Genomic DNA, 21087 nt, shown 5'->3' on the forward strand with positions numbered 1-21087 from the left:
CCACCCTATAGATGAGGTTGACAGGGGCATGTAATGATTTCCGTAACCAACATCACAAGTTTAGCCACGCGACGTACCGAAAGTGGCAGATTAACACGCTGAAAATCCACGATTATCCCTAGGGCAAATGTATTACAATGATAGGTGGCAAGCAGCAGTGCGAATTACGGAGTGGCAGCAATGTATGTCATTGGAACGGCTGGGCATGTTGACCATGGCAAATCGACGCTGGTCGAGGCACTGACGGGCATTGATCCGGACCGGCTGCGCGAGGAGAAAGAGCGCGGCCTGACCATCGACCTCGGCTTTGCGTGGCTGCAGCTACCGAGCGGCAACGAAACGAGCATCGTCGATGTGCCGGGACACGAGCGCTTCGTGAACAATATGCTCGCGGGCGTGGGCGGCATTGACCTGGCGCTGCTCGTGGTCGCGGCAGACGAGTCCGTGATGCCGCAGACTCGCGAACATCTGGCGATACTCGACCTGCTGCGCGTAGAGCGCGGACTCGTCGCGGTCACCAAGCGCGACCTCGTGGATGAAGACTGGCTCGAACTGGTGATTGCGGACGTGGAAGACACTCTCAAAGACACAATGCTCGAAAGTGCGGCGATATACCCCGTGTCCGCGATGACCGGTGAGGGTTTACCGGAACTCATCGCCTCCATCGACACGATGCTCGACGACACGCCGCCCAAGCGCGATGTCGGACGGCCGCGCCTACCGATAGACAGGGCATTCACGATTTCGGGATTCGGCACGGTCGTCACCGGCACACTCATTGACGGCAAGATAAGCACAGGGCAGGATGTCGAACTCGTGGTCACCGGCAAGTCCACGCGCATACGCGGCTTGCAGACACACAAGAAGGGGCAGACCGAAGCGCAGCCCGGCACGCGCGTCGCAGCCAATATCATCAACATATCCCAGGACGAGGTAGCGCGCGGCGAGGTGCTGACGACCGAGGGATGGATGCGCCCAACGGACGCGATGGATGTGCGCCTGCGCGTGATACCGGACGCGCCGCACGCGCTACGCCACAATATGTACATCACCGTCCATACGGGCAGCAGCGAGGTCGTAGGGCGGCTACGGCTGCTCGAACGCGACGTGCTCGAGCCGGGCGAGACGGGCTGGGCACAGTTGAAATTGGAATCTCCGCTCGCCGTCGTGAAGGGCGACTATTATGTCATCCGCTCCAATCGCACCACGCTCGGCGGCGGCAACATCGTGGAAACACACGCGCGGCGGCATCGTCGCGGACATGCGCCCACTATCGAACGCCTTGAGATGATGGAACTCGGTTCTACGCAAGACATACTGCTGAAGACCATCGAAACATCCGAGCCGAGCGAGTTCCGCGTGCTTGTAAATCGCGCCAACATGGACGAGAACACGGTCAAGTCCGAATTGGAGACGATGGCAACAGATAGCCTTGTCGTTAAATTGGGAATCGGTGACATCGGACAGGGTAGCATCCTGTACAGCGCGGGCGGATGGAACGGCGTCGTGGAAAAGACACAGCAATCGTTGGACGCGTACTACCGGCAATTTCCATTGCGGCGCGGCGCTCCCAAGGAAGAGTTACGCAGCAGGCTGGGAATGTCGGCGCAGGTGTTCAATCTTGCCTTCGCACGCTTGCAAGAGCAGGCAATCGTGGAAGAAGACGGCGCGCTCGCACGACTGCCCGGCTACGAACCGACGCTCAACGATGTGCAGAACAAGCAGGTCGCCGCATACCTGCAAACGCTCGAATCCGATCCATTCTCGCCGCCGACGGACGAGCCGCTAGACGACGAAGTGCTGAACCTTCTAGACGAACAGGGCAAAGTCGTTCGTGTCAGCGAAACGGTCGTGTATTCAGCAGACGCGTACGCCGAAATGGTGAAAATAATATCCGACTACATCCGTGACAACAGCGAGATAAGCGTGGCAGATGTGCGCGATGTGCTGGGCACAAGCCGAAAATACGCACTTGCGCTAATGGACTACCTGGACCACAAGCGCATCACCCGCCGCGTGGGCGACACACGGGTGCTACGGTGATGGCTATGTGCGATTTTGCGACGGTGATGGCGAAAACTAGAACGCATCGCTAACAACCGGACACGCTGACATGATGCTCGCCAACAGGACAAATGATGGCACTCGACTTAACTCGCACGGCTATTCAGATTGATGACATGGCGGCTTCGCTCAGGGCGGGGCGCGCCGATTGGCACGCGCGGCTTGAGAGCGCAAGGGCTGCTGCGTTCAAGTTCGATCCGGTCGTGTATTCGGCTAAGCTAGGGCAGGCGGAGACGGACTTAGACTGGGTTGTGCCGGATGTGTATGATCGGCTCGATGTGTCTTATGCGCCACCGCCGCTGCCACGCGATTACATCGTCGTGGGCGTGGACGGGTCGCACGTCGATGTGAGTCGGCATCTGCCTGCGCACTGCTACCTTATCAACATCGGCGGAATGACGCTCCGCTACGGCAGCGCCCCCGATGCGCAGGTTTTCAGCACGCCGCGCCTTTACGCTAATGCCGATGATCTGGTCATTCGCGACAGGGATGCGCCGTATCGCGAAGAAACGATTAGCGGTGCGCTGCTCGACGCCAAGCGTGCTGTTGAAGAACTTGCAGGGCTGCTCGAAAGACTGCGTGAGTCGCCGCCGGACATACCCGCAGTAGGGCTGATAGACGGCTCGCTGATTCTGTTCGGCATGCACCGGCATCCGCCTTTCGTCGTGCGCAATCTCGTCGAAGAAGGATATGTCGTGCTGTTAGACGAACTGCGTCAGTTATCGCTAGAGCGACCGCTTGCCATCGCGAGCTACATAAGCCTGCCGCGCAGTATGGAAGTGGTCAATGCGCTGCGCCTAGCGGTCTGCCCATATCCCGTCGCGGCCTGCGACCGCCAGTGCGGCGTAAAGCGCATCGGCGAGCGCCCATGCGATTTGGAAGTAGGCGGCGTACTCGACAGGCTGCTCTTCGATGATTTCCTCGGATTGGGCGAGCGGACGGCGGCGTTCGGCAGCAACGCGGCAATCGTGCGAGACCGCTATGGCGGGCACGGCGTGTCTTTCTTCTATGTGAAAACCGAAGAGGAAATCGGGCGCGTGGAAGTGCCGGACTGGGTTGCCGAAGACGAAGCGCTGCTGGGCGTGGTGCATTCGCTGGTCGTGGAGCAGTGCCGCCTTGGACTGGGCTACCCTGTCGCGCTGAAAGAGGCACACGAGCAGGCGGTCGTAACCGGCGCGGATAGGCAGTACTTCGTGGCACTGATCGAAGACGCGCTCGAACAGCAAGGGCTGCCCGTCTATTCGTCCGAGAAGAACATATCGAAAATTAGGCGTTGGATTTAGTTGCCGAGACAATCTCATAGATTCCCTATCTGCCCCTATTGGGAGAAGGAAGGAACGGGTATGACTTGGCATCAATTATGCCGCCTCCCAAGTATAATGGCGACAATATGACGGACGACAGTATGACAGATCAATACGCAACTGCCAGTGAACCGCAAACGGACAACAAGCGCAGGATGGGCGAGGTAATGGACGCATCGACGTCCGAGTTCACGGCGCAGTGCTACCGACTGTACGACGCGCCGGAGATTGGCAGCTTGGTGATGTGCGGGCAGGATGCCCCGGTGTACGGCATCGTGTACGAGGCTACGACGCAGAGCATCGATCCGGGCCGCGCCGCGATCCCTCGTGGAATGCACGCGGAGAGCGAGGCGGATGTGCTGCATGACAATCCGCAGATTGAACGCCTGCTGTGCACGAAGTTTAGCGCTGTCGTGGTGGGCTACCGCGATGGTGATGCAGTCCGCCGCTATCCGCCGCTTATCGCGCCGCGCATCTTCTCGTTCGTGTGCGAGTGCGACGACGATGAGTTGGCAGAGTTTAGCAGCTCGCACGAGTTTCTGGCCCTTCTGCTCGCCGCTCCCACAGGTTCTCAAGACCATGTAATCGCGTCCTTCCTGCGGCGGGCAAGCGCGGCGAACACGGATTCGCATGGCTATCTCGTCAGCGCGGGCAAGAGCCTCGCCACAATGTTGCCCGGACAACTGCAGCGGCTCAGCGGCATTCTACGGAGTCTGGCGTAATCACCGTCGCATACTTCCTTTACCTATTGAAACGGCAAGTCTAGGATGGCGATGATAACGGCGTTGAACACTTCAATTCAGTAATTCAGGCTGGCACGAACGATTCGACCGTATGGAAATAGGAGTTCGGAATGAACGGCTCAATGAACACAAACGGCGCAGTCAACGGCTTTACAGCATTCCCGGACGGTCGGGTACCGCTTGGCACGGTTGTCGCCGGCTCGCTGAGCGACGGCATACAAGTGCGACTTGACGACGGCGTGTCAGTGGAAGACATGAAGGTCGGCACATTCATCAGCATACAGGGACAGCGCCATCGCTTCTTGGGCGTGCTGACCGAAATTGAACTGGAATCAACAGATGACGGCATCGCCGCCACGCCGCCGGATACGTCCAGCCCACTCTTGTCGCAGGTGCTGAGCGGCACAATCGCGTACAACAGCCTGACGGTCGAGCCGATGCTCACCGTCAGCGCGGACGCCGAGAATCCGGTTAAGCCCGCGAAGACCATACCGCCGCACTTTTCGCGCGTGTCGCAGGCATCAGAGGAAGACATTCAGACCGTGTTCGGCGGCGAGGAGCAAGGGCATTTCTACATCGGCAATCCGATGGATATGGAAGCGCGGCTGTGCCTCAACATGGACGAGCTGGTGAAGCGCAGCAACGGCGTGTTCGGCAAGAGCGGTACGGGCAAGACATTCCTGACGCGCCTGCTGCTCATCGGCATCCTGCAACACGGCATTGCCAGCAACCTGATATTTGATATGCACGGCGAATACGGCTGGCGCGGTTCCAGCGAGCACACCACTGAGGTCAAAGGACTTAAGCAGCTCTTTGGATCGAAAGTCGCCGTGTTCTCACTGGATCCGGAGAACGACAGAAATCGCAGATTAACACCCGACTATCAGATTAGAATCGGATATGAAGAAATCGAGCCGGAAGATGTGGCAATACTCAAGGATGCTTGGGGGCTGTCTGAAATCGCCGCGGAATCCGCATATTCGCTCCGACAGATTCTCGGGGCCGGTTGGGTCAGCGAGTTTATGAGTTACCCCGCCGGCGAAGAGTTCAACGAGCTCGCGCAACGGGTCGGCGTGCCTGCAAGCACGCTGAACGCGCTCCGCAGCCGCTTGCGACCACTGACACGCTACGAATTCATGACGGAAGGCAAAGGCAACAACTCGGTGCGCGAGATAATGAACTACCTGCAGGCCGGGAAGCATGTCGTCCTGGAGTTTGGCAAGCACGGCAACGACATTGGCGCGTACCTGCTGATAGCGAACATGCTGACGCGGCGCATCCACGAGCAGTATGTGCGAATGTCCGAGCAGGCGAGCGCCGACCCTACACAGCAGCCGCGTCCGCTGGTCATCACCATCGAAGAGGCGCACCGGTTCCTCAGCCCCGCCATCGCCAGAAACACCATATTCGGCAACATCGCGCGTGAGATGCGCAAGTACAACGTTACGCTGCTAGTGGTGGACCAGCGACCGAGCGGCATCGACGACGAAGTTATGAGCCAGCTCGGCACAAAGATCGCCTGCCTGCTGGATAACGAAAAAGACACGGACGCCGTGTTGTCCGGCGTGTCCGGTAGCCGCAAGCTGCGAACCGTGCTGGCGCGGCTTGAGTCCAACCGCCAGGCACTCGTCTTCGGGCACGCGCTTCCGATGCCCGTCGTAATCCAGACACGCGAGTACGGCACCCCGGATTCGTATCGCGAACTCGGCGTAATAGATGACGAAGAACGGCAGGCGCAGACGCAGCGTGATGTTGATGCGTTGTTCGGTGCCGCATCATGCTAGAATGCAGGCGATTCGATTGTAATGTACAATTCCTCAAACATCACTAGGAGTACTCGTGCCTGCGGAACGAATTCACGGCTGTGATTGAACGTGACGGTGACTAGTATCGGGGCGTACTTGCTGACGCAATGCGGGAAACGGCCACTGTTGAATAAGATAAAGGGCATTGCTCCGGCACTTTCGTCGCCAAGGCTGCCATTTGAAACGCGAAGGGCATTCGCATTCACTGTGGCAAAACCCGTCAACCGGTCCGTTCGAAGCAGTCCTTCGACATAGTGAAATATCCACCCAATTGGCTGGAAAGATTTGCAGAAACTTGTCAATTCCTGAAATTGGCGGATGAAAGGAGATTTGCGATGGCAACCTTACAACACCTGACGACGGAGCAGCTCGAGGCCGGGCTGGGCGAGATAACGGACGCGCCGAAAGATTCAGGCGTGGTGCATCTCATCGTGCGGCGGCCGGAGACTCTGGGACGCGAGGTAATTGACGAAGGACAGCTCGATACGGTCGAGGGGCTGGTCGGCGATAACTGGAAGGCTCGCGGCAGCGGGCAGACCGCGGACGGCTCCGCTGATCCCGAATGCCAGATTACGATTATGAACTCCCGCGTTACAGACCTAGTAGCGCAGGACAAAGACCGATGGCACCTGGCCGGCGACCAGTTCTATGTCGAAATGGACATCAGCAGGGAGAATCTACCACCGGGAACCAGGCTCGCTATCGGCGAGGCGGTGCTGAAAGTGTCCGACAAGCCTCACACGGGCTGCGGCAAGTTCGTGGAGCGATTCGGCGCGGACGCCATGAAGTTCGTGAACTCGTCTGTCGGACGTGAACTGTGCTTGCGGGGCATCAACACCTGGGTTATTCAGCCCGGCAAAGTAGCCGTGGGCGATGTGGTGCGGAAACTCTAAACCGCGCGCGCTTCCAGCCAATCAGTGGTGATTTCCAGTCCGAAGCCGGGCGCGTCGCTAGGGGTTAGATAGCCGTCTTTGATTACCGGCGTTCCGGGCAGAACGACCATATCTTCCAGCGGGACGCCCGGCGGCGATACGCCCTCGGAACGCTCGCCCCAGGCGATGGCGGGCATTGCGTAAGACAAATGCTGCCCGTATGGGTAGTTCATCCCGCCGTGCGCGATAACTGTAATGCCGTGTGCCTCCGCGATGTGGCAGATGCGCATTATCGCGGTTATGCCGCCGACCCACGCCACATCGGGCTGCATTATGTCCACTATGCCCTGCCCTGCGGCAAGCGCAAACGGGTGGATCGTGTGCCAGTGTTCGCCGGTCGCGAGTATCTGGTGCGGTACGCGCTGGCGCACCTTGATGTAGCTATCAAAGTCGTACGGCGGCAGGTAGTCTTCCAGCCACTTAAGCCGGTAAGGGCGCAGCGCTTCGGACAATCGCACGACATACTCGGTGTTCAGCGAGATCCATGCGTCCAGCATCAGTTCGACGTCATCGCCAATCTGCTCCCGCGTGCGGGCGACGAGTTCCACATTCTTGTTCAGCCCTTCGATGCCTTCGTTGGGACCGTGCGGTAGGAACAGCTTCACCGCCTTGAATCCGAGCTCCAAGAACCAGTCGATGCTATTGGCCACGCCGTAGGAAGTGTCGGTGTTGCTTGCGTAGCAGAAAATCTTGTCCTTCTGCGGACCGCCGAGCAATTCATAGACCGGCACGCCGAGCAGCTTGCCCTTGAGGTCCCAGAGGGCGTTGTCCACGGCGCTAATGGCGTAGCTCGCCAAGCCGACATTGCCATACGCCGTCGTGGAGCGTTGCATCATGTCCCAAGCCTTCTCGGTCGCCATGCAATTCTGACCGACAAGAATCGGCGCGAACTGGTCGTTGATAATGGCGTTGACCGGCGCGGCGTTGATGGTGATGCCCAGCCCCCAAGTGCCGTCTTCGGCGGTAACCACGCAGGCGGTTCTGCCCCACGGCGCGCTGAAGTCGGATTTGCTGAACTCCGTGTACATCATCGTGGGGCTGACCCAATCGGGCACATCCAGCTTCGGCACTCGTGGCGCGGTGCTTGGGCTTGGTGCAAGGTTGACGGATACGGCTCGGACTGACTTGATTTTCATTGCGGATTCTCCAGTCAAAAGTATTGGCGAAGATGCTGGTAAAAGTATTGCGCCGGATTTTGCAATCGCGAGTTATCGGATAGCGTCCTGGCAGGTCTAATCGACGATAAGGCGGCTATATTCCAAGCATGTGCAAGCGGTCGTCGTCGATGCCGAAGTGGTGGGCGACTTCGTGGACAACGGTGGTCTGCACCTCGCGGATGATGTCTTCGTCCGTCTCGCAGATGGACTCGATGGGCTGCTGGAACAGAGTAATCTTGTCCGGCAGCACCATATCGTAGAAGTGCCGCTCGGTGAGGGGCAACCCCTCGTACAGCCCCAGCAGAATCTGGTCGTCTTCGATGCCGGAGCCGACGAGTTGCTCCCTGCTGGGCGCCTCGTCCACGACAATATCCACATTATCGAGGCGAGCCCGCAGATCTTCAGGGATACGGTCAAGCGCCTGCACGACGAGGCGTTCAAATTCGGTGCGTGTCATGGGTGAAAGTGTAGCAGGATTGGCGTTAATGGGGCAAGGAAAAGACGGCGTTTTCAGTTAGCCGCATCCGTGTGCCAGTGCCATGAGCGCCTTACGCAGTTCCACCATTGCCAGAGTGTCGCGGGCGCAGTAAGCGCGCAAGTTGTCGAATATCTGACGCCTCTCCCCTGCATCGGCAGTTGCCACGGCGCGAGCATACCAGACTGATGCCATTCGCCCATCGGCAACTTCCAAGTCGTCGTAGCCCATACCGGGCGCAATTATCGGCAGCACGGATTTGAGTGAGAATGAACCTCGAAAGCCGGGATGGTAGTAACCGCTTCTCACAATCGGCAGCAGGTCAACAAGGCGCGCGATAATGTCTTCAAGCGCATTGGCATATTGCGGGAAGGCAGCCGCAAGCGCATTTAGCTGGATTCGCTCAAATCTCGAATACACGCAGATGCTGCCTTCGCCACCAAGGGCTTCAAGCAACCATTCCACGAGCAGAGGGCGCGGGTCGCTGTTGTCTTCGTGCATGTATTCCGTATGCTCGGGCGGCCTCCCGTACGTCTCTTTGTGGACGGAAAACAGAAACGGGATTTGGTCGTAGGGGCGTGTGCCGGCGAACCGTGGGATGGCAGGCTGAAAGGTCTCGAAGTCAAGATGGCGCACGGGCGGCGTTATTTCGGCAAGCGAACTCGCTAAGTCGCCATGCACAGTGTCGCGTCCATCCCGCACAGATTGGTGGATGATGGATTGCAGCCGGTTGAGCGGGAAGCCGCCTGGAACGTCGCGCACTTCGGTAATGCCCATGGCTTCGAGTTCTTCACGGCGATTGATCCTGATACCGTTCAGTTCGCCGATGCCGTGTTCGGGTTGTGGGGTGTCTTGCGTGCAATGCTCATAGTACGGGCAGACATAGGGCTTCAGACAGTGCTGACCGGGCGCGATGTCGGGGGCATCGTCTGCGGCAAGCATAGCCTGCATGTCAACTACATCCGCTCCGACGCTTTCGAGCAACGCATCCGCCTCGTCGAGCACCGGATGAAACTTGAACAAGGCATCAAGGTCAAGTCGAAGCCCGTCGTAGATGTAATCGCGGTTGAGAGTGAGCACGCCCGCATCCTGCACATCCAGCCCGGCGCCTCGCAGCACCCATAGCTGCACGGCCGCATCGAGAATATGCTCATCCTTACAGCGCGTGGTCGATTTGACTTCAACCATACGCCAGCCGCCATCGGGCAAACGCTCAAGCACATCGACGCGCGACAGAACGTTGTCGTGCTGGAATGCCGGCTCAAACAGGGCGGCAGCGGTGTCTGCCTCGATGAGACGCTGCGTTTCGGCGAGCGCGGCGGGTATGTTGCGGTAGTCTTGCGCTATCAGATGACCGCCGGGGTAACGCTCACGCGCCAGGTCTCCGACCTCGTGGCCTGTGTTGAATGTCGCCTGCTGCACCTCGATTATGGGCGGCATTAGATGCCGTTCGTGGACATCGTACCAGAGGCGCAGGTGGCACTGGTTGCCGGACATGAAGCGGGATTTCGAGAGGCGGTGTTGGGGCAATGCGAATCAGCCTTAACTCTTCGTTGTCTAGCGGGGTGGACTTTTCGCAGGGTTTTCTCTCCATTTTCGCAGATAGCCTGCGAACAAGCCGCCCATATCGCCTTGACTTTCAACGATTTCGGCGAATTCGGCGAAGTAGATGTATTTGAAACCATCGACTTTGTTTTTCTTACACGGACGGGGCTGAATATAGACTACTTCAGGCTTGATGCGTAATTTAGGTAGGTCAGCTTCTAATTCACGCAGGGCACTTAGTAGGTGACGATATTTCTCCTTTTGTTCACTCCTCTGTGAGATTTTGGTTATGTCAGCCAGGGTCTCATCAACGTCTTTTTTCATAGCCCTTTTGAGATAGCATGCCTGCTCCTTGCTAATGGATGCCATATCTGTCTTGAGTTCAATCAGAAAGGCACACTCACCATTATCCGATAGGGCGAAGAAGTCAACATTGTTGGATTGGTTGTTGTCCTCTTTTTTAAGAGGAAACTGCGGTATTACCTGCGGCTTAATTTTTACGCCATCTTTCTTGAAATGGGATTCCAGCACTGTCGGCAAGAACAGCGCAAAGAACACTTCTGATCGGGCTTCGAGCGGGAAGGCGGGGAAGTGCCGCCACTTATCGAGCAAGCCGAAGAAGTCGTTCATGGTTGGACGCGTTGTCATAGCAACCTCTCTTTAATTCGCACGTTGCGTTACCATAACACGCCGCAAAGCAACCGTCTCCGTCGAAGTCCCTGATCTTTTGCCAATTCTGAACTCATCCCAATGTAGCGAATGCGGTTGCTCCCGCTTGACCGACCCCGCATACTTCGCTATCGTATGTGCGGCTATCTGAAATTAGTGGGGGACGAATGATATGAAGGTTACCGCCATCAAGAGTTATGCTTGCGAGGACGATGAAGGCAAGTTGTATTTCATCGCGAAGGTGGAGACGGACGAGGGCATTTATGGGCTCGGCGAGGTGGGCATTCCGCGCTGGGGCAATGCGGTCGCAAGCGCGATTGAACACCTGTCGCAGCTTGTCATCGGGCAGGATCCGTTCGGCACGGAACGGCTTTGGCAGCACATGTTCCGCGGCGGGTTCTTTCCGGCGGATAAGGTCTATTGCTGCGCGATAAGCGCGATTGACATCGCCCTGTGGGACATCAAGGGCAAGGCGCTGGGCATGCCCGTGTACAAGCTGCTCGGCGGACCGGTGCGCGACAAAGTCGTGTCGTATTCGCACACGCAGGGCAGCACGACCGAAGAATTGGTCGAAAACAGCAAGCGCGCGGTCGCGGAGGGCTGGAAGTTCGCGCGGTGGGGCTTGCCGGAGACCGGCGGTGTGTTCGAGTATCAGGGGATGGACGGACGCTTAGAACCTGTGGAATCGATGCGAATCGCAGAGGAGCAGATGGCGCTGGTGCGCGAGGCGGTCGGGCCGGACATTCAACTTTGCCTAGATGTGCACACGCGCCTTGATATGGCACACACCGTTGCACTGTGCAAGACGCTGGAGCCGTATCGCCCGTTCTTCATCGAAGACCCGCTGCGCTCTGAAAATCCGGCGAGCTACCGCACACTCGCGCGGCATGTGTCGTTGCCTATCGCGGCGGGCGAGCAGTGGGCGAGCAAGTGGCCATTCCGCGAAGTCATCGAGGAAGAACTGATAAACTACGCGCGCATCGATCTGTGCATCGTGGGCGGGCTGACTGAGGCGCTGAAGATTACGCACTGGGCAGAGGCGCACTACATCGACATCGTGCCGCATAACCCGCTCGGTCCGGTCAGCGCGGCGGCGTGCGTCAACCTGTGCATGGCGTCAACGAATGTCGGCGTGCAGGAGATGCCACGCCGACCCAGGACTTACGCGACCGAGTTGTTCCCGCAGCAGATTGACTGGGAAGACGGCTATAGCTTCGTGCCGCCGGACGCAGTCGGTCTCGGCGTGGATTTCGACGAGGAAGCGGTGAAAGCGCGCGTCGTGGACCCGACAGGCTGGCCGCCGCAGCTGCAACGCAACGACGGCGCGTTCACGAACTGGTAGAGCGTCAACTTTACAATTGATTAAGCAGTGATTCCGACTTAGACTATGTTTGCCAATGCGCGCGACGACATATTTCGGGCGGATACACTACCAAGGAATATTGAATAATAAGAATGGGGTGAAAGCAAGATTGCCCCAATCCCAACCTTGCCCTTGAAGGGAAGGAACAGCAAAGAACGCGTGCCGAGAGCCGTGGAGGGATTTAATGGTCAAGGCGTATGTGCTAATTGAGGCGAGAGCAGGGGCTTCTAGGAATCTCCTGCGAAATCTGGGCGACAAGCCGAGTGTCGTAAGCGCGTCTCGCGTTACGGGACCGTACGACATTATTGCGGTCGTGCAGGAAGAGGATCTGGAGCAGGTTCATGTACTGGTTACTGAGCAGATCCACAGCATGCAAGGCGTGCTCAGGACGACGACGATGGTTGCCGTGGGTTAGGGCTTCGAGCGCTATTGGGGACAGTAAGCGCGACAGCCGCCTTTTTGACACTATCATAGCACCCAGCGAATTATGATATTGATGGGGACGCAAAGAAAGGCGGGAATCGCCGCGCTATTCAGTAACGCCCTCGGGGTCGTCTAGGTCGTCGATGTCGTCCCATTGGTTTTCGGAGTTGCGCCTGCGATGCCCTATAGATGCGTGTATCAGCACCATTGCGGCTATGAAGCCAATGCCGACTGCCATCTGAAATGCCTGGCCGTCTTGGGCGAAGCCTAACGGATTGAATCGCGAGAGCCAAATGAGCGCGGCGACGCCGGCAACTGTACCCATCAGTGAGGTGTAAGGCAATTTCTGGCCGCCGAGTGTAACTATGGCAGCTATGACGGCGGCAATAAAGCCGTATACGGGGAACAGGGCAATCATTGCGCCGCCGAGTGGGGCGATGCCGTCTCCGCCGCGGAAGCCGGTGAATATAGACTTCCAGTGCCCAGCGACCATAGCGAAGCACGGCAGAAGTAGCCAAGCGTCGTCAACCTGCATCTGGCGCGCCGCAAGTATGGCGACGGCGCCCTTGGCAATATCGCCGATGAGCACCTGTCCGCCCGGCACATTACCCACCTGCCGCCGTACATTCGACGCGCCCGGCAGTCCCGTGCCAACGTTGAATATGTCCACATTGCGCCGGCGGCTCACCCATACCGCAATGGGCAACGCGCCGAGCAGGTAGCCGATTAGCGTGGAAAGTATGACGCCCGTGAACAGGTTAAAGTCTATCAAGGTACTGGGTCTCTTGGCACAAGGGCTGGGACTATTCAGGAATTACATTATCATTATATTGCATAAAAATTAACAAAGTATGAATTTCGGCGTGGTTTCCCCGAGATATTCGGCGATTTTCGCAATGCTTACGCCTTGATTAGCGAATTGGATGGACGATAGGCAATTTATGCTCCCATCCTAATTCCACTGCCGGAGAGGAATAGACATGCCTCTATCGCCGTTGTGATCCAGCGCATTCGCTTCTAAAAGTCGAAGTTTGTGCCTACGCCCAGCTCTACCGCTTGCTGATAGACATGGTAGGCGGTCGAAATGTCTTGGATGGACAGACCTACGCTCTTGAACAGCGTTATCTCGTCGTCGCTCTCTCTGCCCTGCTTTGCCCCGGTTACGAGGTCGCCAATCTCGCCATAGATGTCGTCCGGCGACAGCGCACCCTCTTCGATTGGCATCTGAATGTCGCCCGCTTCCACTAGGCAGGCATCCTTCTGATCGCAGATGATCTTGGACTTCACCACGCTCGCGGTGTCGAGTTCGCGCAATCCGGGCGCGTGCGAGCCGATGGCGTTGATGTGCAAGCCGGCGGGCAGCCAAGCGCCGTCCACGATTGGCGTCGCAGCCGTCGTCGCCAGCGCGAGTATATCCACGCTCTCCACGACTTCCTGCACGCTGCTCGCCAAGTTCACCGTCACGCCGGTCTTCGCCGCGATGTCGTCCGCGAACTGCTGCTGCGCCTCAGGCGGGTCCATCGAGAAGCACAGAATGCTGTCCAGATTGCGCGCGGTCGCCATGCCCTCGCACTGCGCGCGCGCCTGCACACCCATGCCAAGCACGCCCGCGACCTTCGCATCCTCACGCGCGAGATACTTCGTGGCGAGACCGGACACGCCGCCGGTGCGCATCGCAGTGATGAATCCGCCGTCCATAACCGAGATTGTCCGCCCTGTTTCCACATCCAGCAGGATGATAGACGCCAATGTGCTGGGCATGCTGAACTTCGCGGGATTGTCCTTGAAGACTGTAACCGCCTTGATACCGATCGTGCCCATGCCTTGCAGGTGTGCGGGCATGAAGCCGTACCAGCCGTTGTGCGCGGGGTCGGCCATCACCGTGCGCGGGGGCATTGCGGCGTCCCCGGACGCGAGTTCGCCGAATGCGCGCTCCAGCAGCGCGATAGTATCGCTCATAGTGAGCAATCCCTGAATCGTCTCTCGGTTTAGCAGCAACGCCATTTCTCGCCTCCAGAGCAATTGTCGTTTGGACTATGGTAAATGAAATGCCGCTTTTATTGTATCCCAATACGATTCAGATGCAAGTTTGTGCGCGGCGAATATAGTATCATCCATTGTGTTCCTTTTCCCGTCAAGCGAGGAAGTTTAGGATAGGGATGAAACCGCCAACTCATCACATTGACGAATTACCGCACATTCTAAGTTGCGCTCCTTTACAGCAGAAAGTAAATTGAAGATATGCAAGAACTCCTACGCCAATACTTCGGTTATGACGAGTTCCGGCCTCTACAAGAAGAGATCATCGACAGCGTTCTGCGCGGTCGTGACACGCTCGTGATTATGCCTACCGGCGGCGGTAAGTCGTTGTGCTACCAGCTGCCCGCGCTGAAATTCGACGGCATAACACTGGTGGTATCGCCGCTGATTGCGCTGATGAAAGACCAGGTGGACGCGCTCAAGGCGAACGGCATCGCCGCGGAGTTCATCAACAGCACGCTAACATTCGCCGAAATCCGCCACGTACAAGAGCTGGCGTACAGCGGCAATCTAAAGATACTGTACCTGGCACCGGAGCGACTTGCACTGCCCGACTTCCAGGCGTTCCTGAGGGGATTGGGTGTCAGCCTTGTGGCCGTGGACGAAGCACACTGCATATCAGAGTGGGGGCACGATTTCCGGCCGGACTACTACACGCTCGGCGACTTGCGGCGCAACATGCCCGATGTGCCGTTCATCGCGCTGACGGCGACCGCGACCGAGCGCGTGCGGCGCGACATCGTTTCGCAACTTGGCTTGCGAGCGAACCAAGAATACATCGCCAGCTTCGACCGCCCAAACTTGCGCTACGATGTGCGCCCAAAACGACAAGCGTTTGCGCAGTTGACCGATTTGCTCCGCGAGCGTAAGGGCGAATCCGCGATTATCTATTGCTTCTCGCGCAATGACACGGAAGAATTGGCGGACAATCTGCGGCGGCAAGGCTTCAACGCGCTGCCGTACCACGCAGGCATGGATGCCGATGCGCGGCGCGTCAACCAAGAGCGGTTCATCCGCGATGAGGTTGACATTATCGCCGCGACAATCGCGTTCGGCATGGGCATTGACAAGCCCGATGTGCGGCTGGTCGTGCACCAGGAATTGCCGAAAACGCTCGAGGCGTACTACCAGCAGACCGGACGCGCGGGACGGGACGGACTGCAGAGCGATTGCGTGCTCTTCTACTCGTATGGGGACAAAATCAAGCAGGACTTTTTCATCGAGCAGATTCGAGACGCCGCAGAGCAGCGGAACGCGCAGCAGAAATTGGCGCAGGTCATCGAATACTGCCAACTGAACACTTGCCGCCGACGTTTCTTGCTGGACTACTTCGGTGAAGCGATTGATGCGAGCGCTGGGGACTGCGGCGGCTGCGACGTATGCCTAGCCGAGCGCGAAGACTTTGACGCCACGATTATCGCGCAGAAGATTATGTCAGCGGTGATACGCACGGGGGAACGGTTTGGCGCGGGATACATCTCGTTGGTGCTACGCGGCTCCAAGGCGGAGCGGGTCATCAGACTTGGGCACGACAAGCTCAGCGTGTACGGTATCGTAAACGACTACGCAGACGGCGACATCCGCGAAATCTGCAGCATGCTGCTCGACACCGGCATGCTCTGCAATACCAGCACTGAGTACGCGACGCTAGGCGTAACGGCTGAGGGACGGGAGTTCCTGAAAACCCGCAACGAACTGACACTCAGCCGCAGGAAGAAGCAAGCAGCCGCCACAAGCAGCGGTACAGCGCGCAGACAGAAAGGTGCGGCAGAATACGACACGGCGCTGTTTGAACGCCTGCGCGCACTACGTCGTCGCATCGCATCCGAATCAGCCGTACCGCCCTATGTAGTATTCGGCGACGCTACATTGCAGCAGATGGCAAGCCGGATCCCGCAAGACTTAAACGCCATGTCGCGTATATCCGGCGTTGGCGCAGTGAAGCTACAGCGCTACGGCGACGAATTTCTGTCCGAGATATTGGGCTATGCCCAGGAGCACAATATCACCGCCAACACGGGAATGAGACGGCTTGAATACGCGGCCAGTGACGATGGGTTGCGCGAATCCACCTACGACAGCACTCTGCGCCTGCTATCGAACGGGCTTTCAGTTGAAGAAGTGGCGCGTCAGCGTGGGCTTGCCACAGACACAATCATGGGACACATAGACCGGCTAGTCGAATCGGGAGAAGATATAGACTTGCGGCTTTACTTGCCACCGCCTGAGCGTACAAGAAGGATCCAAGATGCTATGCTCGCATCGGATTCCAAAAGCCTAGTTCCTGTAAAAGAAGCGTTGGGCGAGGATTACAGCTACGGGGAATTGCGTATCGTTCGCGCCTTCATGAATCAACAGGCAACTCATGACTCTGACGAATCCAAGTCATACAGCGTGGAGAAAATTCGCCAAGAAGACCCATCGGCGTATGAGAAGGGACCCAAGAAGAATACGATGAGTTGAAGCGACTGCACGACACGGGATTGAGCGTATCGGAACTTGCGGAACGCTTTGGTCGCAATCATGGCGCAATCCGGTCAAGATTGCGAAAACTCTTGCATGATGAATAACAGATGACTAACCCATCAGGAGACTGCATGAAATTCGGAGACTTCCTATTTCCTGAAAGCAGGACGCCGGACACCGATTACCAAGTTGTGAATGATGCGCTTGCCGAGACGGAGTTGGCGGAGCGTCTGGACTACCATTCCGTCTGGCTTGGCGAGCATCATTTTGACGGGGTCTGCACCTACGCGGACCCGATGGCATTTGGCGGTGCAGTGGTGGCGCGGACTAAGCGGGTGCGCGTGGGCTTCTCGGCGGTGCAGACGGCGTTTCACCATCCGGTCAGACTCGCTGAGCAAATCGCGCTGCTAGACAACCTGAGCGGCGGTCGAATAATGGTTGGCACGGCTCGGGGGTCGGCGTTCAATCGGTATGAGTATCGCGGGTACGGAGTGAAGTATGAGGACGCTCAATCGCGGCTGCTCGAAGCGGAGCGGATATTGGTGAAGGCGTGGTCGGGCGAGCGCGTTCATCACAAGGGGACACACTGGGATATGGAGATTCCGGTACTGCGCCCTAAGGTCGTACAGAAACCGTACCCGCCGCTGATACGCGCAATCGCGAGCGAAGGGTCGCTGCTGGATATGGCAAGACAGGGCAGGCCCTTCATGCTGTCGATGCAGCCTGTGGACAAGGTACAGCGCATGTTCGACATGTATCGCGGCGCGATGTCGGATGCGGGGTACGATGACGATGCCGTCGCAAGGGCTACATCCAACTGCTGGATTTGGTTCAACGGCGTGGTAGCGGCTACGGACGCAGAGGCGGCAGAGATTGCGCGTCCGGCATACGCGGATAGCATGCGGCATATACTGGGTGGGCGCGTGAGGATGAACACCGCTGCCGAGCAAGCGGAGGTGGAAACGATATACGCTGGTTCGGACGCAGGCCCTGAGGATGACCTTGTGTACGGCTCGCCGGATACGGTATCGGAAGCAGTAGCTGCGCTCCGAGATGCCGGCGCGGGCGGAGTGATGATCCAGTTTCGGATTGGCGACATGTCGTGGGGCGCAATGGAGAGCAGCATGCGGCTGTTCGCGGAGCAGGTGATGCCGCGATTCACCTAAGGGGCTACTAACATCGATGAACAGGATGGACAGGATGGGACAGTGGAAATATAATGCGGATTATTCTATGAACAAGGGAGAGATACATGCACGCGATATTTGTAACGATAAACATCAAGCCGGGCTTCCGCGAGCAGTTCAAAGAGGCGAGCCTTGGGGACAGCCAGGGCAGCGTCAGGGATGAGCCGGGCTGCATGCGGTTCGACATCCTCGAGGACAAGACGAACCCTAATCGGTTCTACCTGTATGAAGTCTATGTGGACGAAGACGCGCACATGGTCGCGCACCGCAACGCGCCGCACTACAAGAAGTGGCGCGAGACCGTGCAGGACATGTTCGACGGCGATACACAGGCGATCCCGATGAACACCGTCTTCCCATCGGACGGCGGCTGGCAGGCACAGAAGCCGGGCTTACTCAACTGGTAGCAGGCTATTGCCGCCCATATAATGCCGTGGTCCGGTACGGATTGTGGTTATTCGTGGCAAGGCGTATATTGTCGTCAGAGACGGTGCGCCAAAGCACCGGTTAGGTGAGAACATGACAGGAAAACAGACGCACCGCAACAATTCCCATAATCGAACAAGTGTTGAATTCGACAAGGACATGATGGACGCGGCCGTAATTCCGGGGGGAGATTACATTCCGGATTCGGAGCCGCTTGAAGACCCGATAAGTATAGCCCCTTATGACCGCGCCAGATACTTCAGGGAGAACATCTACCCCTACGCCGAGCGCATGCCAAGGCGAGAGTATGAGTCTCAGAAGCAAGCCCTTCAGATAGAGCTTATGAAGCTTCAGAACTCTATGAGGGAGACCGGCGACAGGGCGATTATCCTCTTCGAGGGGCGAGACGCAGCGGGCAAGGGTGGCACAATCAGACGCTTCATGGAGCACTGGAATCCGCGGACGGCACGCGTCGTGGCGCTGGACAAGCCATCCGAAGTGGAAGCCGGTCAATGGTACTTCCAGCGCTACATCCGCCACTTCCCCACTTCGGGCGAGGTTGTCTTGTTTGACCGCTCGTGGTACAACCGCGCGGGAGTCGAGCGTGTGATGGGTTTCTCCTCCGATCCTGACTATAGGCTGTTCATGCGGCACGTGCCTATGCTGGAGCGCATGATTGTTGACAGCGGCATCAAGCTCATCAAGCTGTACTTTTCGGTCAGCCAGAAGGAGCAGCTAAGGAGATTCCAGTCGCGTTCCAGCGATCCGCTGAAGCAGTGGAAGGTAAGTCCAGTCGATATTAGGTCGATAGACAAGTGGCGGGAGTACACGGAGGCGAAGGAAGCGATGTTTCTGCTGACGAACTTCGAGGTCGCGCCGTGGACCATCATCAAATCGGACGACAAGAAGCGCGCGCGCATCAACGCGATGCGGCATCTAGTCAATGTAATGGACTATCAAGGCAAAGACCCGGATGTCGCGCACGCGCCGGATCCGTCCATCGTAGCCTATTCGCACGAAGTCTATACGGCAGGTGCGCCAATTCAACAGGACTAGCAGCGCGCGGCGCACGGCACAATGCCGTCAGTCGGCGCGTCAATTTACCATACATTCCTACTAATCGTCCCTTCTTTCTTGACTGGAAATCCATCGGAAATCCGCGATAGAAGAAGGGACTTTTCGTGTCCAAAATCTGATGCAATCGCGTCCTAGCTCCCCTTGACAAATCGCTACAAATGTTCTGCAATGTATGCAGGAACCACATAAATGCAATTTAAGAACATTTGTAAAACGAGAGGTCAAGCGATGTCGCAGAAGAATGGGGTTAGCAAGCCGGATGTGGCGCTGCTTGTGGGCACACGAAAGGGCGCGTTCGTGCTGTCGAGCGATAGCAAGCGCAAGAAGTGGGAGTTGTCCGAGGTGTACTGCCGCGGCGGCGATGTGTACCACTTCGTGCAGGACCGGCGCAACGGCGGCACAGTGTACGCCGCGGTCAACTAAACGGTATGGGGCGCTGAGGTGCACATCAGCGAAGACTTGGGCGGCACTTGGCGCACGGCAGAAAATCCGCCCAAGTTCGAGAACAGGGACGGTAAGACTCTCAACAAGATTTGGCACATCGCGCCCGGCCGCGCGAGCGAGCCCGGCGTGCTTTACGCCGGCGCAGATCCGGCATCGCTGTTTCGCAGCAACGACGACGGCGAGAACTGGGAAGAAATTCGCAGCGTCGCCGACCATCCGACGAACGAGCACTGGTTTGGCGGAATGGGCGGACTTTGCTTGCACAGCATCGCCCTCGACGAGCGCAATCCAGCGCGAATGTGGGTCGGCATGTCAGCGGTGGGCGTATTCGGCACGAGAGACGGCGGCGAGACATGGACGCCGCAGAACAAGAATGTCCGCGCCGACTTCATACCTGGCGCAGAAGACCCAGAGTACGGGCAGTGTCCACATAAAGTGCTCAGTCATACGGCGCGGGAAGGCTTGATTTACCAACAGAACCATTGTGGCGTGTATCGCACGGACGACGGCGGAGACACGTGGCACGACATCACAGATGGCTTGCCGTCGAGGTTCGGCATGGCGCTTGGCTTGCACCCGCACGACGCCGATACGCTCTATGTGCTGCCCGAAGACAATGTGCTCGCGGATGGCGAGGTTGGCGGCGATTTTCGCATCGTCAGCGGCAACAAGTTCCGCGTGTTCCGCAGCCGCGACGGTGGCAGAAACTGGGAGGCACTAACGAACGGCTTGCCGCAGAAGAATGCCTACTTGCACAGCATGCGCGAAGGCATGGCGACCGACTTGCTCGGTCCGTGCGGCGTCTATCTCGGCACGACTAACGGGCAAATCTTCTACAGCCGCGACGAAGGTGACAGCTGGGAGCTGATGATAGACAACCTGCCGCCCATCAACTCCCTTGAAGTGGCGCACTTCTAATCGCTTGTATGCAGCGTATTTGCCCGACCGCAATTGAAGATTTCTCCCA

General features: G+C 57.8%; 20 protein-coding genes. 14 read left to right on the forward strand and 6 right to left on the reverse strand.

Annotation, left to right across the window (positions count from 1 at the left end; translation table 11 throughout):
• Positions 1-180 precede the first annotated feature (180 nt).
• The 6 genes from selB to F4X57_07295 all read left to right on the forward strand — a co-directional run bounded on the left by selB (position 181) and on the right by F4X57_07295 (position 6809).
• The gene (selB, locus tag F4X57_07270) at positions 181-2043 is read left to right on the forward strand and encodes a selenocysteine-specific translation elongation factor (GenBank protein ID MYC06956.1); all 1863 of its coding nucleotides are present in this window, start codon (positions 181-183) and stop codon (positions 2041-2043) included.
• Positions 2044-2135: 92 nt separating this feature from the next.
• Positions 2136-3347, forward strand: coding sequence for a DNA double-strand break repair nuclease NurA (locus F4X57_07275; protein ID MYC06957.1), 1212 nt, complete (start codon positions 2136-2138; stop codon positions 3345-3347).
• 122 nt (positions 3348-3469) lie between these two features.
• On the forward strand, positions 3470-4090 hold the full coding sequence (locus F4X57_07280; GenBank protein ID MYC06958.1) for a hypothetical protein: 621 nt from the start codon (positions 3470-3472) through the stop codon (positions 4088-4090).
• Positions 4091-4221: 131 nt separating this feature from the next.
• Positions 4222-5895, forward strand: coding sequence for an ATP-binding protein (locus F4X57_07285; GenBank protein MYC06959.1), 1674 nt, complete (start codon positions 4222-4224; stop codon positions 5893-5895).
• Between the two features lie 166 nt (positions 5896-6061).
• A complete protein-coding gene (locus tag F4X57_07290; GenBank protein ID MYC06960.1) occupies positions 6062-6238 on the forward strand; it encodes an addiction module toxin, HicA family in 177 nt (58 codons plus the stop codon).
• 13 nt (positions 6239-6251) lie between these two features.
• Positions 6252-6809, forward strand: coding sequence for an MOSC domain-containing protein (locus tag F4X57_07295; GenBank protein MYC06961.1), 558 nt, complete (start codon positions 6252-6254; stop codon positions 6807-6809).
• Here F4X57_07295 and F4X57_07300 read toward each other — a convergent pair.
• The 4 genes from F4X57_07300 to F4X57_07315 all read right to left on the reverse strand — a co-directional run bounded on the left by F4X57_07300 (position 6806) and on the right by F4X57_07315 (position 10655).
• Positions 6806-7984 carry an L-rhamnonate dehydratase gene (locus F4X57_07300; protein MYC06962.1) on the reverse strand — a complete coding sequence of 393 codons (1179 nt, stop codon included), beginning with the start codon at positions 7982-7984 and terminating at the stop codon, positions 6806-6808. The two genes, F4X57_07295 and F4X57_07300, sit on opposite strands and share 4 nt — an antisense overlap.
• Positions 7985-8099: 115 nt before the next feature.
• On the reverse strand, positions 8100-8462 hold the full coding sequence (locus F4X57_07305) for a metallopeptidase family protein (protein MYC06963.1): 363 nt from the start codon (positions 8460-8462) through the stop codon (positions 8100-8102).
• Positions 8463-8519: 57 nt separating this feature from the next.
• A complete protein-coding gene (locus tag F4X57_07310; protein MYC06964.1) occupies positions 8520-10010 on the reverse strand; it encodes a DUF2779 domain-containing protein in 1491 nt (496 codons plus the stop codon).
• A gap of 27 nt (positions 10011-10037) precedes the next feature.
• Positions 10038-10655: a hypothetical protein gene (locus F4X57_07315; protein MYC06965.1), complete on the reverse strand. Its 618-nt coding sequence runs from the start codon at positions 10653-10655 to the stop codon at positions 10038-10040.
• A gap of 211 nt (positions 10656-10866) precedes the next feature.
• Here F4X57_07315 and F4X57_07320 point away from each other — a divergent pair, with 211 nt between their 5' ends.
• Both F4X57_07320 and F4X57_07325 read left to right on the forward strand, forming a co-directional pair.
• Positions 10867-12036, forward strand: a complete 1170-nt coding sequence (locus F4X57_07320; GenBank protein MYC06966.1) for a mandelate racemase/muconate lactonizing enzyme family protein — start codon at positions 10867-10869, stop codon at positions 12034-12036.
• Between the two features lie 205 nt (positions 12037-12241).
• Positions 12242-12472, forward strand: a complete 231-nt coding sequence (locus tag F4X57_07325) for an Lrp/AsnC family transcriptional regulator (GenBank protein ID MYC06967.1) — start codon at positions 12242-12244, stop codon at positions 12470-12472.
• 114 nt (positions 12473-12586) lie between these two features.
• Here F4X57_07325 and F4X57_07330 read toward each other — a convergent pair whose 3' ends face one another.
• On the reverse strand, positions 12587-13291 hold the full coding sequence (locus F4X57_07330) for a hypothetical protein (protein ID MYC06968.1): 705 nt from the start codon (positions 13289-13291) through the stop codon (positions 12587-12589).
• Positions 13292-13497: 206 nt separating this feature from the next.
• Complete coding sequence (locus F4X57_07335; GenBank protein MYC06969.1) at positions 13498-14484, reverse strand: ornithine cyclodeaminase family protein; 987 nt, start codon at positions 14482-14484, stop codon at positions 13498-13500.
• Positions 14485-14721: 237 nt separating this feature from the next.
• Here F4X57_07335 and recQ point away from each other — a divergent pair, with 237 nt between their 5' ends.
• The 6 genes from recQ to F4X57_07365 all read left to right on the forward strand — a co-directional run bounded on the left by recQ (position 14722) and on the right by F4X57_07365 (position 21038).
• Positions 14722-16983 carry a DNA helicase RecQ gene (recQ, locus tag F4X57_07340; protein MYC06970.1) on the forward strand — a complete coding sequence of 754 codons (2262 nt, stop codon included), beginning with the start codon at positions 14722-14724 and terminating at the stop codon, positions 16981-16983.
• Positions 16984-17093: 110 nt separating this feature from the next.
• Entirely contained in the window at positions 17094-18152 is a 1059-nt protein-coding gene (locus F4X57_07345) for an LLM class flavin-dependent oxidoreductase (protein MYC06971.1), read from the forward strand.
• A gap of 86 nt (positions 18153-18238) precedes the next feature.
• Complete coding sequence (locus F4X57_07350) at positions 18239-18580, forward strand: antibiotic biosynthesis monooxygenase (protein MYC06972.1); 342 nt, start codon at positions 18239-18241, stop codon at positions 18578-18580.
• Positions 18581-18761: 181 nt separating this feature from the next.
• Positions 18762-19655, forward strand: a complete 894-nt coding sequence (gene ppk2, locus F4X57_07355; protein ID MYC06973.1) for a polyphosphate kinase 2 — start codon at positions 18762-18764, stop codon at positions 19653-19655.
• Positions 19656-19904: 249 nt separating this feature from the next.
• Positions 19905-20099 carry a hypothetical protein gene (locus F4X57_07360; GenBank protein MYC06974.1) on the forward strand — a complete coding sequence of 65 codons (195 nt, stop codon included), beginning with the start codon at positions 19905-19907 and terminating at the stop codon, positions 20097-20099.
• Positions 20100-20117: 18 nt separating this feature from the next.
• The gene (locus F4X57_07365) at positions 20118-21038 is read left to right on the forward strand and encodes an exo-alpha-sialidase (protein MYC06975.1); all 921 of its coding nucleotides are present in this window, start codon (positions 20118-20120) and stop codon (positions 21036-21038) included.
• Positions 21039-21087: the final 49 nt, after the last annotated feature.

This window comes from Chloroflexota bacterium (assembly GCA_009840355.1).
Lineage (GTDB): Bacteria > Chloroflexota > Dehalococcoidia > Lucifugimonadales > JADFKI01 > Bin90.

What these genes read in the sequence shown, in the direction of transcription:
- selB (MYC06956.1), top strand. Translation starts at nt 181, where the DNA reads ATGTATGTCATTGGAACGGCTGGGCATGTTGACCATGGCAAATCGACG.
- F4X57_07275 (MYC06957.1), top strand. Translation starts at nt 2,136, where the DNA reads ATGATGGCACTCGACTTAACTCGCACGGCTATTCAGATTGATGACATG.
- F4X57_07280 (MYC06958.1), top strand. Translation starts at nt 3,470, where the DNA reads ATGACAGATCAATACGCAACTGCCAGTGAACCGCAAACGGACAACAAG.
- F4X57_07285 (MYC06959.1), top strand. Translation starts at nt 4,222, where the DNA reads ATGAACGGCTCAATGAACACAAACGGCGCAGTCAACGGCTTTACAGCA.
- F4X57_07295 (MYC06961.1), top strand. Translation starts at nt 6,252, where the DNA reads ATGGCAACCTTACAACACCTGACGACGGAGCAGCTCGAGGCCGGGCTG.
- F4X57_07300 (MYC06962.1), bottom strand. Translation starts at nt 7,984, where the DNA reads ATGAAAATCAAGTCAGTCCGAGCCGTATCCGTCAACCTTGCACCAAGC.
- F4X57_07305 (MYC06963.1), bottom strand. Translation starts at nt 8,462, where the DNA reads ATGACACGCACCGAATTTGAACGCCTCGTCGTGCAGGCGCTTGACCGT.
- F4X57_07315 (MYC06965.1), bottom strand. Translation starts at nt 10,655, where the DNA reads ATGAACGACTTCTTCGGCTTGCTCGATAAGTGGCGGCACTTCCCCGCC.
- F4X57_07320 (MYC06966.1), top strand. Translation starts at nt 10,867, where the DNA reads ATGAAGGTTACCGCCATCAAGAGTTATGCTTGCGAGGACGATGAAGGC.
- F4X57_07325 (MYC06967.1), top strand. Translation starts at nt 12,242, where the DNA reads ATGGTCAAGGCGTATGTGCTAATTGAGGCGAGAGCAGGGGCTTCTAGG.
- F4X57_07335 (MYC06969.1), bottom strand. Translation starts at nt 14,484, where the DNA reads ATGGCGTTGCTGCTAAACCGAGAGACGATTCAGGGATTGCTCACTATG.
- recQ (MYC06970.1), top strand. Translation starts at nt 14,722, where the DNA reads ATGCAAGAACTCCTACGCCAATACTTCGGTTATGACGAGTTCCGGCCT.
- F4X57_07345 (MYC06971.1), top strand. Translation starts at nt 17,094, where the DNA reads ATGACTAACCCATCAGGAGACTGCATGAAATTCGGAGACTTCCTATTT.
- F4X57_07350 (MYC06972.1), top strand. Translation starts at nt 18,239, where the DNA reads ATGCACGCGATATTTGTAACGATAAACATCAAGCCGGGCTTCCGCGAG.
- ppk2 (MYC06973.1), top strand. Translation starts at nt 18,762, where the DNA reads ATGGACGCGGCCGTAATTCCGGGGGGAGATTACATTCCGGATTCGGAG.
- F4X57_07360 (MYC06974.1), top strand. Translation starts at nt 19,905, where the DNA reads ATGTCGCAGAAGAATGGGGTTAGCAAGCCGGATGTGGCGCTGCTTGTG.